Source organism: Comamonas sp. SCN 65-56 (genome assembly GCF_001724135.1).
In the GTDB taxonomy this organism is placed as follows: domain Bacteria; phylum Pseudomonadota; class Gammaproteobacteria; order Burkholderiales; family Burkholderiaceae_C; genus Comamonas_C.
Genome location: NZ_MEDS01000008.1, coordinates 38764 through 52224, shown reverse-complemented (window position 1 = coordinate 52224; position 13461 = coordinate 38764). Strand labels below are relative to the sequence as shown.

16 protein-coding genes are annotated in these 13461 nt (G+C 64.8%); 10 read left to right on the top strand and 6 right to left on the bottom strand.

Annotation, left to right across the window (positions count from 1 at the left end; all coding sequences use genetic code 11):
* Nucleotides 1-20 precede the first annotated feature (20 nt).
* Both ABS45_RS05565 and ABS45_RS05560 read left to right on the top strand, forming a co-directional pair.
* Nucleotides 21-527, top strand: a complete 507-nt coding sequence (locus ABS45_RS05565) for a hypothetical protein (RefSeq protein WP_291553853.1) — start codon at nt 21-23, stop codon at nt 525-527.
* A 157-nt stretch (nt 528-684) separates the two neighbouring features.
* The gene (locus tag ABS45_RS05560; RefSeq protein WP_366246625.1) at nt 685-1068 is read left to right on the top strand and encodes a hypothetical protein; all 384 of its coding nucleotides are present in this window, start codon (nt 685-687) and stop codon (nt 1066-1068) included.
* Between the two features lie 95 nt (nt 1069-1163).
* On the opposite strand, the gene bamC is transcribed toward ABS45_RS05560, so the two are convergent.
* From bamC to ABS45_RS05530, 6 genes are all read right to left on the bottom strand, one after another.
* The gene (gene bamC / locus ABS45_RS05555) at nt 1164-2255 is read right to left on the bottom strand and encodes an outer membrane protein assembly factor BamC (RefSeq protein WP_291553851.1); all 1092 of its coding nucleotides are present in this window, start codon (nt 2253-2255) and stop codon (nt 1164-1166) included.
* 34 nt (nt 2256-2289) lie between these two features.
* Nucleotides 2290-3189 carry a 4-hydroxy-tetrahydrodipicolinate synthase gene (dapA, locus tag ABS45_RS05550; RefSeq protein ID WP_291554316.1) on the bottom strand — a complete coding sequence of 300 codons (900 nt, stop codon included), beginning with the start codon at nt 3187-3189 and terminating at the stop codon, nt 2290-2292.
* A 30-nt stretch (nt 3190-3219) separates the two neighbouring features.
* Complete coding sequence (locus ABS45_RS05545) at nt 3220-3771, bottom strand: class I SAM-dependent methyltransferase (RefSeq protein WP_291553849.1); 552 nt, start codon at nt 3769-3771, stop codon at nt 3220-3222.
* A 1-nt stretch (nt 3772) separates the two neighbouring features.
* A complete protein-coding gene (locus ABS45_RS05540) occupies nt 3773-3895 on the bottom strand; it encodes a hypothetical protein (protein ID WP_291553847.1) in 123 nt (40 codons plus the stop codon).
* Complete coding sequence (locus tag ABS45_RS05535; protein WP_291553845.1) at nt 3892-5109, bottom strand: MFS transporter; 1218 nt, start codon at nt 5107-5109, stop codon at nt 3892-3894. Before ABS45_RS05535 ends, ABS45_RS05540 begins: the two co-directional genes overlap by 4 nt.
* Nucleotides 5110-5177: 68 nt before the next feature.
* Nucleotides 5178-5732 carry a helix-turn-helix domain-containing protein gene (locus tag ABS45_RS05530; protein ID WP_291553843.1) on the bottom strand — a complete coding sequence of 185 codons (555 nt, stop codon included), beginning with the start codon at nt 5730-5732 and terminating at the stop codon, nt 5178-5180.
* Between the two features lie 68 nt (nt 5733-5800).
* On the opposite strand from ABS45_RS05530, the gene ABS45_RS05525 reads away from it, so the two are divergent.
* The 8 genes from ABS45_RS05525 to ABS45_RS05485 all read left to right on the top strand — a co-directional run bounded on the left by ABS45_RS05525 (nt 5801) and on the right by ABS45_RS05485 (nt 13429).
* Nucleotides 5801-6274 (top strand): MaoC family dehydratase, encoded by a 474-nt coding sequence (locus ABS45_RS05525; RefSeq protein WP_291553841.1) that lies wholly within the window; start codon nt 5801-5803, stop codon nt 6272-6274.
* A 45-nt stretch (nt 6275-6319) separates the two neighbouring features.
* Nucleotides 6320-8290 carry a DNA topoisomerase IV subunit B gene (locus tag ABS45_RS05520; RefSeq protein WP_291553838.1) on the top strand — a complete coding sequence of 657 codons (1971 nt, stop codon included), beginning with the start codon at nt 6320-6322 and terminating at the stop codon, nt 8288-8290.
* A gap of 89 nt (nt 8291-8379) precedes the next feature.
* On the top strand, nt 8380-8589 hold the full coding sequence (locus tag ABS45_RS05515) for a type II toxin-antitoxin system VapB family antitoxin (RefSeq protein ID WP_291553836.1): 210 nt from the start codon (nt 8380-8382) through the stop codon (nt 8587-8589).
* 5 nt (nt 8590-8594) lie between these two features.
* On the top strand, nt 8595-9002 hold the full coding sequence (locus ABS45_RS05510; RefSeq protein ID WP_291554314.1) for a PIN domain-containing protein: 408 nt from the start codon (nt 8595-8597) through the stop codon (nt 9000-9002).
* Between the two features lie 74 nt (nt 9003-9076).
* Nucleotides 9077-10024 (top strand): type I restriction enzyme HsdR N-terminal domain-containing protein, encoded by a 948-nt coding sequence (locus tag ABS45_RS05505; protein WP_291553834.1) that lies wholly within the window; start codon nt 9077-9079, stop codon nt 10022-10024.
* The gene (locus tag ABS45_RS05500) at nt 9994-10590 is read left to right on the top strand and encodes a Fic family protein (RefSeq protein WP_291553832.1); all 597 of its coding nucleotides are present in this window, start codon (nt 9994-9996) and stop codon (nt 10588-10590) included. The genes ABS45_RS05505 and ABS45_RS05500 overlap by 31 nt, the downstream gene beginning before the upstream one ends.
* A 266-nt stretch (nt 10591-10856) precedes the next feature.
* Nucleotides 10857-13241: a DNA topoisomerase IV subunit A gene (parC, locus tag ABS45_RS05490; RefSeq protein WP_291553830.1), complete on the top strand. Its 2385-nt coding sequence runs from the start codon at nt 10857-10859 to the stop codon at nt 13239-13241.
* On the top strand, nt 13241-13429 hold the full coding sequence (locus tag ABS45_RS05485; RefSeq protein WP_291553828.1) for a hypothetical protein: 189 nt from the start codon (nt 13241-13243) through the stop codon (nt 13427-13429). The genes parC and ABS45_RS05485 overlap by 1 nt, the downstream gene beginning before the upstream one ends.
* Nucleotides 13430-13461 lie beyond the last annotated feature (32 nt).

The window sequence follows — 13461 nt, the reverse complement described above, 5'->3', positions numbered from 1 at the left end:
CGCGCAAGGAGGGTAGGGGCATGAATACTGGCGAGTCGGCAATCGCATTACCCACCGGTCGCTTCGAGGGGCGGGAGGCGTTTCGCCAGCTGGTGCGCGATGCCTTGGCCTGCGCCGCGCGTACGGGTTGGCGGGAGCTGGTGCTCAGCGATGCCGATTTCGCCGATTGGCCGCTGGGCGAGCGCGTGGTCATCGAGAGTCTGCAGCAGTGGTCTGGCGCCGGGCGGCGTATGACGCTGCTCGCCGCCAGCTTTGATGCCATCGTGCGCCTGCACCCGCGCTTTGTGCAATGGCGCGTGCAATGGGACCACCTGATCACCGCGCGCAAGTGCGCTGGCGTCAACGCAACGGACCTGCCCAGCGTTCTATGGTCCGAACGCTGGGTGGTGCAGCGGCTGGATCCGGTGCGCAGCAACGGGGTGAGCGGCGGTGAGCCGGCGCGCCTGGTGTTGCAGCGCGAACTGCTGGACGAGTGGGTTCTCGCCAGGTCCTCTCCGGGGTTTCCAGCGTCGGTGCTGGGGCTGTGACAACTGTTTGCATTCCGGGTAAACCAGAATTGACAGACGCCGCCTAAAATAGACTAGTTTTTCTGCAGCAGAGTGGGCTGTGGGGCGCGTCCATCGGTGGCCAGCAGGGCCGATGGAGCGGTTTTTCAGGATTCCTGCGGCTTTCATTGGATTTGTCATGAAATATTCTGTCCTTTTGGCTTCGTTGCTGGCTGCTGCGGCGCTGGTTGGTTGCGGCAACAAGCAGGAGCCGACCCCGGCGCCCGCCCCTGCCGCAGCACCGGCACCGGCCTCTGCCGCCGATGCAGCCAAGGATGCTGCGAAGGATGCAGTCGATGCCGCCAAGGCGGCGGGTACAGCCGCTGTGGATGCTGCCAAGGATGCTGGTGCAGCGACGGCGGACGCCGCCAAGGATGCCGCCGGTGCTGCCAAGGAAGCAGCCAAAGACGCCGTTGATGCCGCCAAGGATGCAGGCAGCGCTGCCGCTGATGCGACCAAGGACGCTGCCGCTGCCGCCAAGGAAGCCGCCGAGAAGGCTGCTGCCGCCGCCACCGGCAAGTAATCTTTCGGTCAATCACCGGCCGATGGCGCTTTCCGCGATTGGCCGCAAAAAAGCCCCGTGCGCAATGCCGGGGCTTTTCGTTTTCGGGCCTGCGCTTATTTCAGATCGTCAGCAAGAATGCGCAGGATGCGCTCGATATTGGCGGAAGTCTCCGCACTGCCGTCCGAACGCAGGACGGACACCGTGCTCTGCCTGGCGTTGCTGCGCACCACGATGCGGTATTTCTCGGGTGCGGCGGCATTGCTGGAGCTGCCGAAGAGCTTGCCGAAGAAGCCGGGTTCCTTCTTGTCCGTCGGCGTGACATAGCGCACGAAGTAGGTGCCTTGGGCACGGTCGCGGTCTTCGACGGTGAAGCCGGTGCGGTCCAGCGACAGACCGACGCGGCGCCAGGCATGGTCGAAGTCCTCGTCCATCTGAATCACCTGCGTGCCGTCGGCGTTGACGAGTTTTGCCGCTGCGGGCGCAGCCTGTGGCGCTGCGGCTGCGGCGGCCTTGGCTTGCTCCTCGGAGACGCCGAGTTTGATCATCAACCGGCGGATGAATTCGGTCTCCAGCTCCGGGTCTGCCGGGCGCGGCTGCCAGATGGTGTTGTCCTTCTGGGCGTTGGTATAGACCTCTTCCATGCCCTTGTGGGTGATGTAGATGTCGGTGCCGCCGTCGGCGCGGCGCTCCAGCCGAGTGCGGAATTTGTCGCGCAGCCCGGTGGAGTAGAGCGAATCGAATATCTTGCCTATCGTGCGGCGGACCACGTCCTGCGGAATCTTGGCGCGGTTCTCGGCCCAGTCCGTTTCCATGATTCCGAGCTTGGGCTGGTCGATTTCCAGCGTGAAGCCGTGCTCCAGCCAGAAATCGCGCACCGGGCTCCAGAGCGCGTCGGGCGAGCGCGCGACGACCAGCCAGCGCTGGTTGCCGTCGCGCTCGATGTGCACGTCGCCGACGGCCTTGGGCGCGGCAGTGTCTCCGGCCTTGGCTTGTTGCGCGCGACCTGCTTCATATGCGGCGGCGGAAGTGGAGCCACCCGGCACGACATAGCGCGTGTTGGTCGAGAGCTGCGTCAGGTCTGGCGGGACTTCGAGCGAAGAGCCGCGCTGGGCGCTCTTGTAGTCGATCTTGTCGCTGTCCAGAACGGAACACGCGGAGAGTGTGACAGCGAGGCCCAGCAGGCCCAGGCGTAGGGTCGGGTTCACGCGGGAATCTTTCGTAGACGGGAAAGGGAATCGATCAGCCGAGCAGACCGCTGGCGCGCAGCGCCGCTTCGACCGTGGCCTCGTGCTGGTTGGCCAGCGGCGTCATCGGCAGGCGCATCGCCCGGCCGCACAGGCCCATGCGTGCCATCGCCCACTTGACGGGGATAGGGTTGGCTTCGACGAACAGGTGCTTGTGCAGCGGCATCAATTGGCGCTGGATTTTCATCGCCTCGGCCGCGTTGCCCGCGATCGCGGCCACGCACAGTTCGTGCATCAGGCGCGGCGCGAGATTGGCCGTCACGCTGATGTTGCCCTGGCCGCCGCACAGCATCAGCGCCACGGCCGTGGGGTCGTCGCCCGAATAGACCGCGAAGCCCTCGGGCACGTCGCGGATCAGCCACTGCGCGCGGCCGATGTCGCCAGTGGCTTCCTTGATGCCGACGATGCCGGGGATGTGTGCCAGGCGCAGCACGGTGTCGTGCTGCAGATCGGCGACCGAGCGGCCGGGCACGTTGTAGAGCACCATGGGCAGGTCGCCCGTGGCTTCGGCGATGGCTTTGAAATGCTGGTACTGGCCTTCTTGCGTCGGCTTGTTGTAGTAGGGCACCACCTGCAACTGGCTGTGCGCGCCGACCTTCTTGGCAAAGCGCGCGAGCTCGATCGCCTCGTGCGTGGAATTGGCGCCGCAACCGGCGAGCACCGGCACGCGCCCCCTGGATTGCTCGACCGTCACGCGGATGATCTCGCAATGCTCGTCGACGTTGACCGTGGGAGATTCGCCCGTGGTGCCGACGACGCTCAGGCAGTCGGTGCCTTCCTGGATGTGCCAGTCGATCAGCTTGCGCAGAGTGGGGTAGTCAACGCTGCCGTCCTCGTGCATGGGGGTGACGAGGGCAACGGTGCTGCCGGTGAAGAGGTAGCCGCGGGAGGTCATGGGCATGGGTGAAAACCGCAAAGGAGCATTCTATGGCACTGCCAACGGCAGGCGCCGCGGCGCGGTTGACCTTGCATCGTCCACTCGCACCGCCGCGATGCGTTGCACGAAGCGTTCGGGTGCGCCGAGAAAACCGTCTTCGTAGGCCACGATGCGCAGTCCGGCACAGGCGCCCAAAAGCTCGCCGGGGCGCAGCAAAAAGTCGGGGTTGGAGGGCTTGCCCACCGTCTCGTTGCCGATGGCGAAGGTCTCGTACAGCAGCACGCCGTCGGGTGCGACGCTCTGGGCGATCGTCGGCAGAAGCGGCCGCCAGAGGTAATTGGTGACGACCACGGCGTCGAACTGGCGCCCGGCCAGCGGCCAGGGGCCGTTTTCGATATCGGCGCAAATGGCTTCGCCCAGATTTGATATTGAATCAATAGCTTCTTGCGCTTGATCCACACCGGTTACAACGTGATTTCGATCATGAAACCAGCGCAAGTGTCGGCCCATGCCGCAGGCCACGTCCAGCACCGTGCCGCCGGGGCGCACGAGGTGGGTCCAGCGCCGTATCCAGTCTGACGGTGCGAGGTTTTCGTGCATCTCAGAAACAGGCCCAGACTTGCTCGGCCAGCAGCACCATGAAGCCGGGTTGCAAGTACAGCATGGCCGCTGCCGCCAGTGCCAGCAGCAGCGCGAGCCAGAGCAGGATGCGCAGAGTGCTCATGCGGCGTGCGCGGCGGCGCGGTTCACGGGGGTCTCCTTCACGGGCAGATTGAGCAGTGTCGCCATCACGCTCAGGCCAATGGCGATCAGCCACACCACGTCATAACTGCCGGTGCGATCGTACAGATAACCGCCCAGCCACACGCCCATGAAGCTGCCGAGCTGGTGGCTGAAGAAGGAAAAACCGCTGAGCATCGAGAAATGCTGCACGCCGAAAATCTGCGCCACCACCGCGTTGGTCGGCGGCACGGTCGAGAGCCACAGCAATCCCATCACGGCTGCGAACAGGTAGACCGAAGCGGGCGAGATCGGCGCCAGCAGAAACAGCGCGATGACGACGGCGCGCGTGGCGTAGATGCCCGCGAGGATCCAGCGCTTTTGAAAGCGCTGCCCGAGCAGCCCGGCGCTGTACGAGCCGACGATGTTCAGCAGCCCGACGATTGCGAGGGCAAACGCGGCCACCTGCGGCGTGAGGCCTTTGTCCGAGAGGTAACCGGGCAGGTGCACCGCGATGAAGGTGACCTGGAAGCCGCAGACGAAGTAGCCCGCCGTCAGTAGCAGATAGGGCGGGTGGCGCAGCGCCTCGGCGAGGGCGTGGCGCACCGTCTGTGTGCGTTTGGCAGCATGGTGCGCGTGAAAGCCGGGCTCGCGCAGGCCAAAGGCCAGCGGCGCCATCATCAGCGCCAGCACGACGATGATGAGCAGTGCCGTCTGCCAGCCCAGTTGCAGAATTATCTGCCCCTCGATCGGCATCAAGAGGAACTGGCCAAACGACCCCGCCGCCGCTGCCACGCCCATCGCCCAGGAGCGGCGCTCGGGCGCGATCTGGCGGCCGATCACGCCGTAGATGATGGAGTAGGTGGTGCCCGCCTGCGCCGCGCCGATCAGCACGCCGGTGGTGAGCGCAAACAAAAACGGCGTGGGCGAGAGCGCCATGCCCAGCAGGCCCGCCGCGTACAGCACCGTGCCACCCAGCAGCACGCGAAACGCGCCGTAGCGATCGGCCAGCATGCCGCCAAAGATGCCGAGCACGCCCCAGGAAAGATTCTGGATCGCAATGGCCAGCGCAAAGGTCTCGCGCGTCCAGCCCATTTGCTGCGTGATCGGCAGCATCCACAGCCCGAAGCCGTGGCGTATGCCCAGTGACAGCGTGACGATGATGCCGCCGCAGGCGAGCACCTGGAGCATCGGGAGGTTTCGGGTGGTGGTGGACATGCGGGAAGCGTGGGAGTGTGCGCTGGCCGGAAGGGGCCGACGCGCGTCTGTGGGTAAAGGAAACGGTTTCAGGGGGCCAGAGGGGCGGGCTTGCGGCGCTGGTGCCCGGTCGGGCGCGGGCCCTCTGCGTGCGCGGCGGCGCCTGCGCGGCGTGCCAGTCGCTCGGCCTGAAAGCCCGCGCTCAACGTGGCGACGGCATCCTTGGCGTTGACCGGCGTTTGGCATTCGGGACAAACGGGCGCGAGCGTCACCGGGTGGCCGCAGGGGCGGTGCGTGATGGTGAGCGCGGGCTCGCCCCGGCGCGGCAGACCGCTCCACTTTTCGCCCCAGGCCTTGAGGCTGAGCAGCAGCGGGTACAGATCGAGCCCCTTGGGCGTGAGCCGGTATTCGTAGCGTGGCGGGCGCTCGCTGTAGGGCGTGCGCCGCACGATGCCATCCGATTCCAGGCGCTTGAGCCGCGTCGAGAGCAGGTGCGAGGACATGCCCGTTTGCGCCTGGAAATCCTCGAAGCGCCGGGTGCCCAGGAACAGCTCGCGCACGATCAGCACCGTCCAGCGGTCACCCACCACGGCCAGCGCGCGCGCCACCGGGCAGAGGCTTGCGCCGACGTCTTGCCATCCCATGCTTGTTCCTTCAAAAAATGAAGTTATTATGGCATGACCATGCTGTTCCCGAGAGGATGGAGAGACCCATGCAAGACACGCAAACCAACGCTCCGCGCCATCTGGAAGATTTCAGGATCGGCGACGTGATCGAGACCGCCAGCGTGACCGTGACGCGCGAGATGATCGTCGCTTTCGCCCGCGAATACGACCCTCAGCCCATGCACCTGGACGAATCAGCGGCGCGCCAGACGGTATTTGGCGAGCTGGTGGGCAGCGGCTGGCAGACGCTGGCGCTCACCATGCGGCTGCTGGTCGATGCGCGGTTGCTGGGCAGCACGCCCATCGTGGGTGCGGAATTCAAGGAAATGCGCTTTCACGCCCCGGTGCGCCCCGGCGACAGCCTGCACGCGCGGGTCGAGGTGACGGGGCTGCGCGCCTCACGCAGCCGTCCGGAACGCGGTTTTCTGGACATGACCGTCACGACCCTGAATGCCGACGGTGCGCCCCTGATCACCCAGCATTGGAGCCTGGTGCTGCCGACGCGCACGGCCCCTGTTTGATGGGTGAAGAAACTGGATGAACATACAGTCCTACAATCCGCCGCCATGGCGAAATCACCCATCCCCGAGTATTCCGAAAGCACCATCCGCGTCCTGAAGGGCCTGGAGCCCGTCAAGCAGCGCCCGGGCATGTACACCCGCACGGACAACCCGCTGCACGTCATCCAGGAAGTGATCGACAACGCCGCCGACGAGGCGCTGGCCGGTTATGGCAAAAAAATCCGCGTCACGCTGCATGCAGATGGCTCAGTCAGCGTCGAGGACGATGGCCGCGGCATTCCGCATGGCCTGCACCCCGAGGAGAAGGCGCCGGTGCTCGAACTCGTTTTCACCCGCCTGCATGCGGGCGGCAAGTTCGACAAGGGCGCGGGCGGTGCCTACAGTTTTTCGGGCGGGTTGCACGGCGTGGGTGTGTCCGTCACCAATGCGCTGGGCAGGCGCATGGAGGTTGAGAGTTTTCGCGATGGGGTCGTCGCCAGCATGGCGTTTGAGGGCGGTGACGTGGTGCAAAAGCTCCAGACTCGCGCGCAGGCCGAGGGTGATCGCAAGCACGGCACGACGGTGCGTGTCTGGCCTGACGCGAAATACTTTGAATCGCCGCAGATTCCGATGGCCGAGCTCACGCATTTGCTGCGCAGCAAGGCGGTGCTGCTGCCGGGTGTGAAGGTCGAGTTGGTTGACGAGAAGAAGAAGGACACGCAAAGCTGGCTCTACAAGGGCGGCCTGCGCGACTATCTGGAGCAAAGCCTGCCAGCCGACCCGGTGGTGCCGCTGTTTGAGGGCGAAGGCTACGCCGGGGCTGAGGACGACAACTTCGCCGAGGGCGAGGGCGCGCAATGGGTGCTGGCCTTCACCGAAGACGGCCATCCGGTGCGCGAGAGCTACGTCAACCTGATCTCGACCACGGCGGGCGGCACGCACGATAGCGGCCTGAGGGATGGCCTGTTTCAGGCCGTGAAGGGCTTCATCGAGCTGCATGCGCTTTTACCGAAGGGCGTCAAGCTCATGCCAGAGGACGTGTTCGCGCGCGCGAGCTATGTACTCTCAGCCAAGGTGCTCGATCCGCAGTTCCAGGGCCAGATCAAGGAGCGGCTCAATTCGCGCGATGCCGTGCGGCTGGTGAGCAGCTTCGTCAAGCCTGCGCTTGAGCTCTGGCTCAACGCCAATGTGGAATGGGGCAAGAAGCTGGCGGAGCTCGCCATCAAGGCGGCGCAAACGCGCCAGCGCGCCGGGCAGAAGGTGGAAAAGAGGAAGAGCAGCGGCGTGGCCGTGCTACCCGGCAAGCTCACAGACTGCGAAAGCCGCGACATCAGCCTGAACGAGGTGTTTCTGGTGGAAGGCGACAGCGCGGGTGGTTCAGCCAAGATGGGCCGCGACAAGGAAACGCAGGCCATCCTGCCGCTGCGCGGCAAGGTGCTCAACACCTGGGAGGTGGAGCGCGATCGGCTCTTTGCCAACACCGAAATCCACGATATTTCGGTTGCCATCGGCGTTGACCCGCACGGGCCGGATGACGAGGTCGATTTGAGCGGCCTGCGCTACGGCAAGATCTGCATCCTGTCAGATGCCGATGTGGATGGCGCGCACATCCAGGTGCTGCTGCTCACGCTGTTTTTCCGCCACTTCCCCAAGCTGATCGATGCCGGCCACGTCTATGTCGCCCGTCCGCCGCTTTATCGCATCGATGCCCCCGCGCGCGGCAAGAAGCCTGCCGCCAAACTCTACGCGCTGGACGATGCGGAGCTCGCCGCGATCACCGAGAAACTGCGCAAGGACGGCGTGCCCGAGGGCAAGTGGAGCGTGAGCCGCTTCAAGGGCCTGGGTGAGATGAACGCCGAGCAACTGTGGGATACCACGCTCAACCCCGATACGCGGCGCCTGCTGCCCATCCAGTTGGGCGCGATGGGCTTGCAGCCGACGCAGGACTTGATGACCCGCCTGATGGGCAAGGGCGAAGCTGCCGCGCGGCGCGAGCTGATGGAGTTGCATGGAGATGCGGTGGAGGTGGATGTGTGACAAGGCGCGTGAGTGGGGTGAGTCATCGATTTGATGCGACAATTCGCATCAATCATCATCAAATTGGATGATAAAAAAAGAGGGCTCCCATGCGAACGACCGTCACCATCGAAGACCTGCTCTACGAGGAAGCGCTTGAACTGGCCGATCCCGACATGGACAAGGCCGAGTTGTTCCGCGAGGCCATTCGCACCTTCATCCGCGTCCAGGCGGGCAAGCGTCTGGCTCGCCTTGGCGGGCAGGCGCCGCGCATGGCCGACGTGCCACGCCGGCGTGCGCCTGCCCGGGCGTCCGCGTGATGCCGATGGGCGATGTGCTGGTCGACACCAGCGTCTGGGTCGATCACTTCCGACGCGGCAATGCACGCCTGGCCGACCTGCTGGCCAGCGACGCCGTGCGCATGCATCCGCTGGTGCTGCTGGAGCTTGCCTGCGGTACGCCGCCCGCGCCGAGGGCGCGCACCCTGGCCGACTTGGGGCGTCTGCGCCCGGCGGTGCAGGCCGGTCATGCCGAGTTACTTGCGTTCATCGAGCAGGAGCAGCTCTTCGATCGGGGTTGCGGTGCCGTCGACGTCAACCTCCTCGCCAGCGCGCGTCTGATGCCGGGTGTGCGGCTGTGGACGCTCGACAAGCCGCTGCAGGCGCTGGCGCAACGTCTGGATATCGCGTGGAGCGGAGGGGAAACCCGCGAGAACGATGCCCAACGGGATTGAATATCTGAATTTTTTGCCTCTAATGCTTTCCAGTAAAGCGCAAGCAGCTATCAAATTAAAGAATACCCATAATCATGCCCGCCATCCTCACCGATCTGCTCAAAGACAGCGCCTATCCGATTTCACGCATCGCGCTTGAATACGAAGTCACCTTTGGCCGCGAAAAAAAGCGTGCCGACATCTGCATCTTCGACAAGGACGACACCAGCGCCCCCTACATCCTGGTGGAGTTGAAGAAACCCAAGCTCAAGGACGGCAAGGAGCAGCTCAAGAGCTACTGCAACGCCACCGGCGCGCCCATTGGCGTGTGGACCAACGGGCAGCAAATTTCGTACTACCACCGCAAGGATCCGAACTACTTCGAGGACATCCCCGGCATCCCCTCGGCGCACGAGAAGCTGTCCGACATCCTGTCCGAGCGCTGGACGATTGCCGACCTCGTCGCCCGCGACAAGCTGGTGCACGAGCGCAAGTCGCTCAAGGACCTGATCCTGGAGATGGAAGACGAAGTGCTGGCCAATGCCGGCGTGGACGTGTTCGAGGAGCTTTTCAAACTCATCTTCGCCAAGCTTTATGACGAACTCGAAGGCGGGCGCGACCCCAAACGCCACCTCGTCTTCAAGAACGACGGCGACACCGAAACCGACCTGTACAAAAAAATCCAGGCCCTGTTTGAAAAGGCGCAAGACCGCTGGCAGGGCGTCTTTGCCGAGGGCGACAAGATCGCGCTCACCCCCAGCCACCTTGCCGTGTGCGTGGCTTCGCTGGAGAAAGTCAAGCTCTTCAACTCCAACCTGGAGGTGGTGGATGAGGCGTTTGAATACCTCATCAACAAATCCAGCAAGGGCGAAAAAGGCCAGTACTTCACGCCGCGCTACGTCATCGACATGTGCGTGAAGATGATGAACCCGCAGGAGCACGAAACCCTGATAGACACCGCCGCCGGCAGCTGCGGCTTACGGGCGCGGCGGAGCGCGAGCAGCGCCGGCTGGTGGATGAGCGTGCGTTGCGCGAAGCGGTGATCAACGCCATGGTGCACAACGATTACAGCGCCGAGGTGCCGCCGGTGGTGGAAATTTTTGCCGACCGCATCAGCATCACGTCTTACGGCGGCTTGGTGAGCGGCTTGAGCCGGGATGAGTTTCTGGCCGGACGATCCATGCCGCGCAATCGCGAGCTGATGCGCGTGTTTCGTGATCTGGACTTGGTGGAGCAACTGGGCTCTGGCGTGCACCGCATCCTGAGCGTGTACGACGCCAGCGTGTTTCACATCAGTGAGCACTTCTTCGAGACGCGTTTTCCGCTGGAAGCAGAGGCCTCCGAAGTCACCCCGCAAGTCACCCCGCAAGTCACCCCGCAAGTCACCCCGCAAGTCGAGGCACTTTTGGCCCGAATCGAAGGTGAAATGACGCGGCAGGCCATTCAAGACGCGCTGGGGCTGACCGATCGGGAGCACTTTCGCAAGGCTTACCTGGCTCCCGCGCTGGAGCAGGGTGTCATCGAAATGACTCTGCCCGGCAAACCTCGCAGCCGTTTGCAGAAATACCGGCTCAGCGCGGCAGGGCGGAGGATGCAAGGAAATGATTGACACACCTGGGTCCCTCATCGCCGTGCCGGAAGGCTATGCCACCTGGCAGCTCGAGCTGAAAACCCGTATCCACAGCGCCCAGCAGCGCGCCACGCTGGCGTTGAACCGTGACGGCTTGTGCACCAGCACAGGACCAGGGCAAGAGGGGCTCGCCCTCATCCCAACCTTCCCCCAGCGGGGGAAGGAGTGCGGAACCCATTGGAAATCAAGTGAAATTGGCCTATAGCGCCCAACCATCAAGCGCAGCAGGCTATTATTTTTGAAGTATGTCTGATCAACCCATTCTCGATTTCGAAGTCCCCGACGCGGACGATTCGCTGGCCAGCTATGCCCAGCGTGCCTACCTCGAATACGCCCTCAGCGTGGTCAAGGGCCGCGCGCTGCCGGACGTGGCCGATGGGCAGAAGCCGGTGCAGCGGCGCATCCTGTATGCGATGGAGCGTATGGGCCTGGGCTATGGCGGCGCGGGCGGCAACGTGCCGGCGCGGCCGGTGAAAAGCGCGCGCGTGGTGGGCGATGTGCTGGGGCGTTTTCATCCGCATGGCGATTCGGCGGCGTACGACGCGCTGGTGCGCATGGCGCAGGATTTTTCGCAGCGCTATCCGTTGATCGATGGGCAGGGCAATTTCGGCAGTCGCGACGGCGATGGCGCGGCGGCGATGCGCTATACCGAGGCGCGGTTGGCCAAGATCACGCGCCTTCTGTTGTCCGAGATCGACCAGGGCACGGTGGATTTCGTGCCCAACTACGACGGATCGACGGAGGAACCCAAGCAGTTGCCCGCGCGCCTGCCGTTTGCGCTGCTCAACGGCGCCAGCGGCATTGCGGTGGGGCTGGCGACGGAAATCCCCAGCCACAACCTGCGCGAGGTGGCCGATGCCTGCGTGGCACTGGTGAAGAATGCCAAGCTGACGGACGATGAGCTGTTCGCGTTGCTGCCGGGGCCGGACTACCCGGGCGGCGGGCAGATCATCAGCAGCGAGAGCGACATCCGCGCGGCGTATGAGAGCGGCCGCGGCAGCCTGAAGGTGCGCGCGCGTTGGCAGATCGAGGACCTGGCGCGCGGGCAGTGGCAGCTTGTCGTGACTGAGCTGCCGCCGGGCACCTCGTCGCAAAAAGTGCTCGAAGAGATCGAGGAGCTGACCAACCCCAAGGTCAAGACCGGCAAGAAGGCGGTGACGCAGGAGCAGAACCAGCTCAAGGCAACGATCCTGGCGGTGCTCGACGGCGTGCGCGACGAGTCGAGCAAGGACGCGCCGGTGCGCCTGGTGTTCGAGCCCAAGAGCCGCACCGTCGGGCAGGACGAGCTGGCCAACACGCTGCTGGTGCACACGAGTCTGGAGACATCGAGCCCCATCAACCTGACGGGCATAGGCCTCGATGGGCGGCCGGTACAAAAAAGCCTGCGGCAGATGCTGGAGGAGTGGATCGCGTTTCGCCAGCAGACCATCACGCGGCGCAGCGAACATCGGCTGCAAAAGGTGCTCGATCGCATCCACATCCTCGAAGGGCGGCAGCTGGTGCTGCTCAACATCGACGAGGTGATCGCGATCATCCGCGCGGCAGACGACCCCAAGGCTGCGCTGATCGCGCGCTTCAATTTGAGCGAGCGCCAGGCCGACGACATCCTGGACATTCGCCTGCGGCAACTGGCGCGGCTCGAAGCGATCAAGATCGAGCAGGAACTGAGCGAGTTGCGCAAGGAGCAGGGCGGCCTGGAGGACGTGCTGGCCAGCCCCGCCACGCTGCGCCGGCTGATGATCAAAGAGATCGAGGCGGATGCCAAGGAGTTCGGCGATGCGCGCCGCACGCTGATCCAGGCCGAGAAGAAGGCTGTGGCCGAGGCCCGCGTGGTCGATGAGCCGGTGACGGTGGTCATCAGCGAAAAAGGCTGGGTGCGCGCGCGCACCGGCCACGGGCACGATGCGGCGGGCTTTGCCTTCAAGTCGGGCGATGCGCTGTACGGCACGTTTGAATGCCGCACCGTCGATCAATTGCTGGTGTTTGGCAGCAACGGGCGTGTGTACAGCGTGCCGGTAGCCAGTTTGCCGGGCGGGCGCGGCGATGGCCAGCCGATTACCACGCTGATCGAGCTCGAATCGGGCTCCGAGGTGCGGCATTACTTTGCGGGGCAAGAAGCTGCGCTGCTGCTGCTCTCGGGCTCTGGCGGCTACGGTTTTCTGGCGCGCGTGGGTGACATGCTTTCGCGCAATCGCGGCGGCAAGGCCTTCATCAGCCTGGCCGAGGGCGAGGCGGTTTGCCGCCCTTCGCTGGTGGTGCTGGATTTTGAGCAAAAAGCGCCTCCGGCGCTTGATGGACAAGCGTCAGCAGCTATCGGCAGCATAGCGGCCACGCAGGTGGCCTGCGTGTCCACGGGCGGGCGCATCCTGACGTTTGGGCTGGATGAATTGCGCCAGATGGAAAAGGGCGGCCGGGGCCTGACGCTGATGGGGCTGGAACCGGGCGACAGCCTGGCGGGCGCGGCGGCCTACGTGCGCAGCGTGCGCATCACGGGCGTGGGCCGTGGCGGCAAGGCGCGCGAGGAGCAGCTTGAAATCCGCAGCCTGAACAACGCCTTGGGCGCGCGCGCGCGCAAAGGCAAGGCGGGCAATTTCGGCTTCAAGCCGCAAGACATCGTGAGGGTGCAGTGATGGCGGGGCTGGACATCTCGCCGCTGGGGCTGGCGCTGCTCATCGTGCTGGCGGTGGCCAGCGCGTTGCTGGGGCGCTGGGCGGGCAAGGGTTGGCGTGAGCGGCGCCATGAGCGCCAGCAGCAGGCCTTGCGTGCCAACGAAAGCCGTCAGGCGCGGCGAGCGCGCGAACGCCGGGAGCGCCGTTGACCGGTGGCGCCTGCGCTACGGCCTGCGGGGAT

What these genes read in the sequence shown, in the direction of transcription:
- dapA (WP_291554316.1), bottom strand. Translation starts at nt 3,189, where the DNA reads ATGACCTCCCGCGGCTACCTCTTCACCGGCAGCACCGTTGCCCTCGTC.
- ABS45_RS05535 (WP_291553845.1), bottom strand. Translation starts at nt 5,109, where the DNA reads ATGTCCACCACCACCCGAAACCTCCCGATGCTCCAGGTGCTCGCCTGC.
- ABS45_RS05560 (WP_366246625.1), top strand. Translation starts at nt 685, where the DNA reads ATGAAATATTCTGTCCTTTTGGCTTCGTTGCTGGCTGCTGCGGCGCTG.
- ABS45_RS05485 (WP_291553828.1), top strand. Translation starts at nt 13,241, where the DNA reads ATGGCGGGGCTGGACATCTCGCCGCTGGGGCTGGCGCTGCTCATCGTG.
- ABS45_RS05515 (WP_291553836.1), top strand. Translation starts at nt 8,380, where the DNA reads ATGCGAACGACCGTCACCATCGAAGACCTGCTCTACGAGGAAGCGCTT.
- ABS45_RS05505 (WP_291553834.1), top strand. Translation starts at nt 9,077, where the DNA reads ATGCCCGCCATCCTCACCGATCTGCTCAAAGACAGCGCCTATCCGATT.
- ABS45_RS05545 (WP_291553849.1), bottom strand. Translation starts at nt 3,771, where the DNA reads ATGCACGAAAACCTCGCACCGTCAGACTGGATACGGCGCTGGACCCAC.
- ABS45_RS05565 (WP_291553853.1), top strand. Translation starts at nt 21, where the DNA reads ATGAATACTGGCGAGTCGGCAATCGCATTACCCACCGGTCGCTTCGAG.
- ABS45_RS05540 (WP_291553847.1), bottom strand. Translation starts at nt 3,895, where the DNA reads ATGAGCACTCTGCGCATCCTGCTCTGGCTCGCGCTGCTGCTGGCACTG.
- parC (WP_291553830.1), top strand. Translation starts at nt 10,857, where the DNA reads ATGTCTGATCAACCCATTCTCGATTTCGAAGTCCCCGACGCGGACGAT.
- ABS45_RS05520 (WP_291553838.1), top strand. Translation starts at nt 6,320, where the DNA reads ATGGCGAAATCACCCATCCCCGAGTATTCCGAAAGCACCATCCGCGTC.
- ABS45_RS05530 (WP_291553843.1), bottom strand. Translation starts at nt 5,732, where the DNA reads ATGGGATGGCAAGACGTCGGCGCAAGCCTCTGCCCGGTGGCGCGCGCG.
- ABS45_RS05510 (WP_291554314.1), top strand. Translation starts at nt 8,595, where the DNA reads ATGGGCGATGTGCTGGTCGACACCAGCGTCTGGGTCGATCACTTCCGA.
- ABS45_RS05525 (WP_291553841.1), top strand. Translation starts at nt 5,801, where the DNA reads ATGCAAGACACGCAAACCAACGCTCCGCGCCATCTGGAAGATTTCAGG.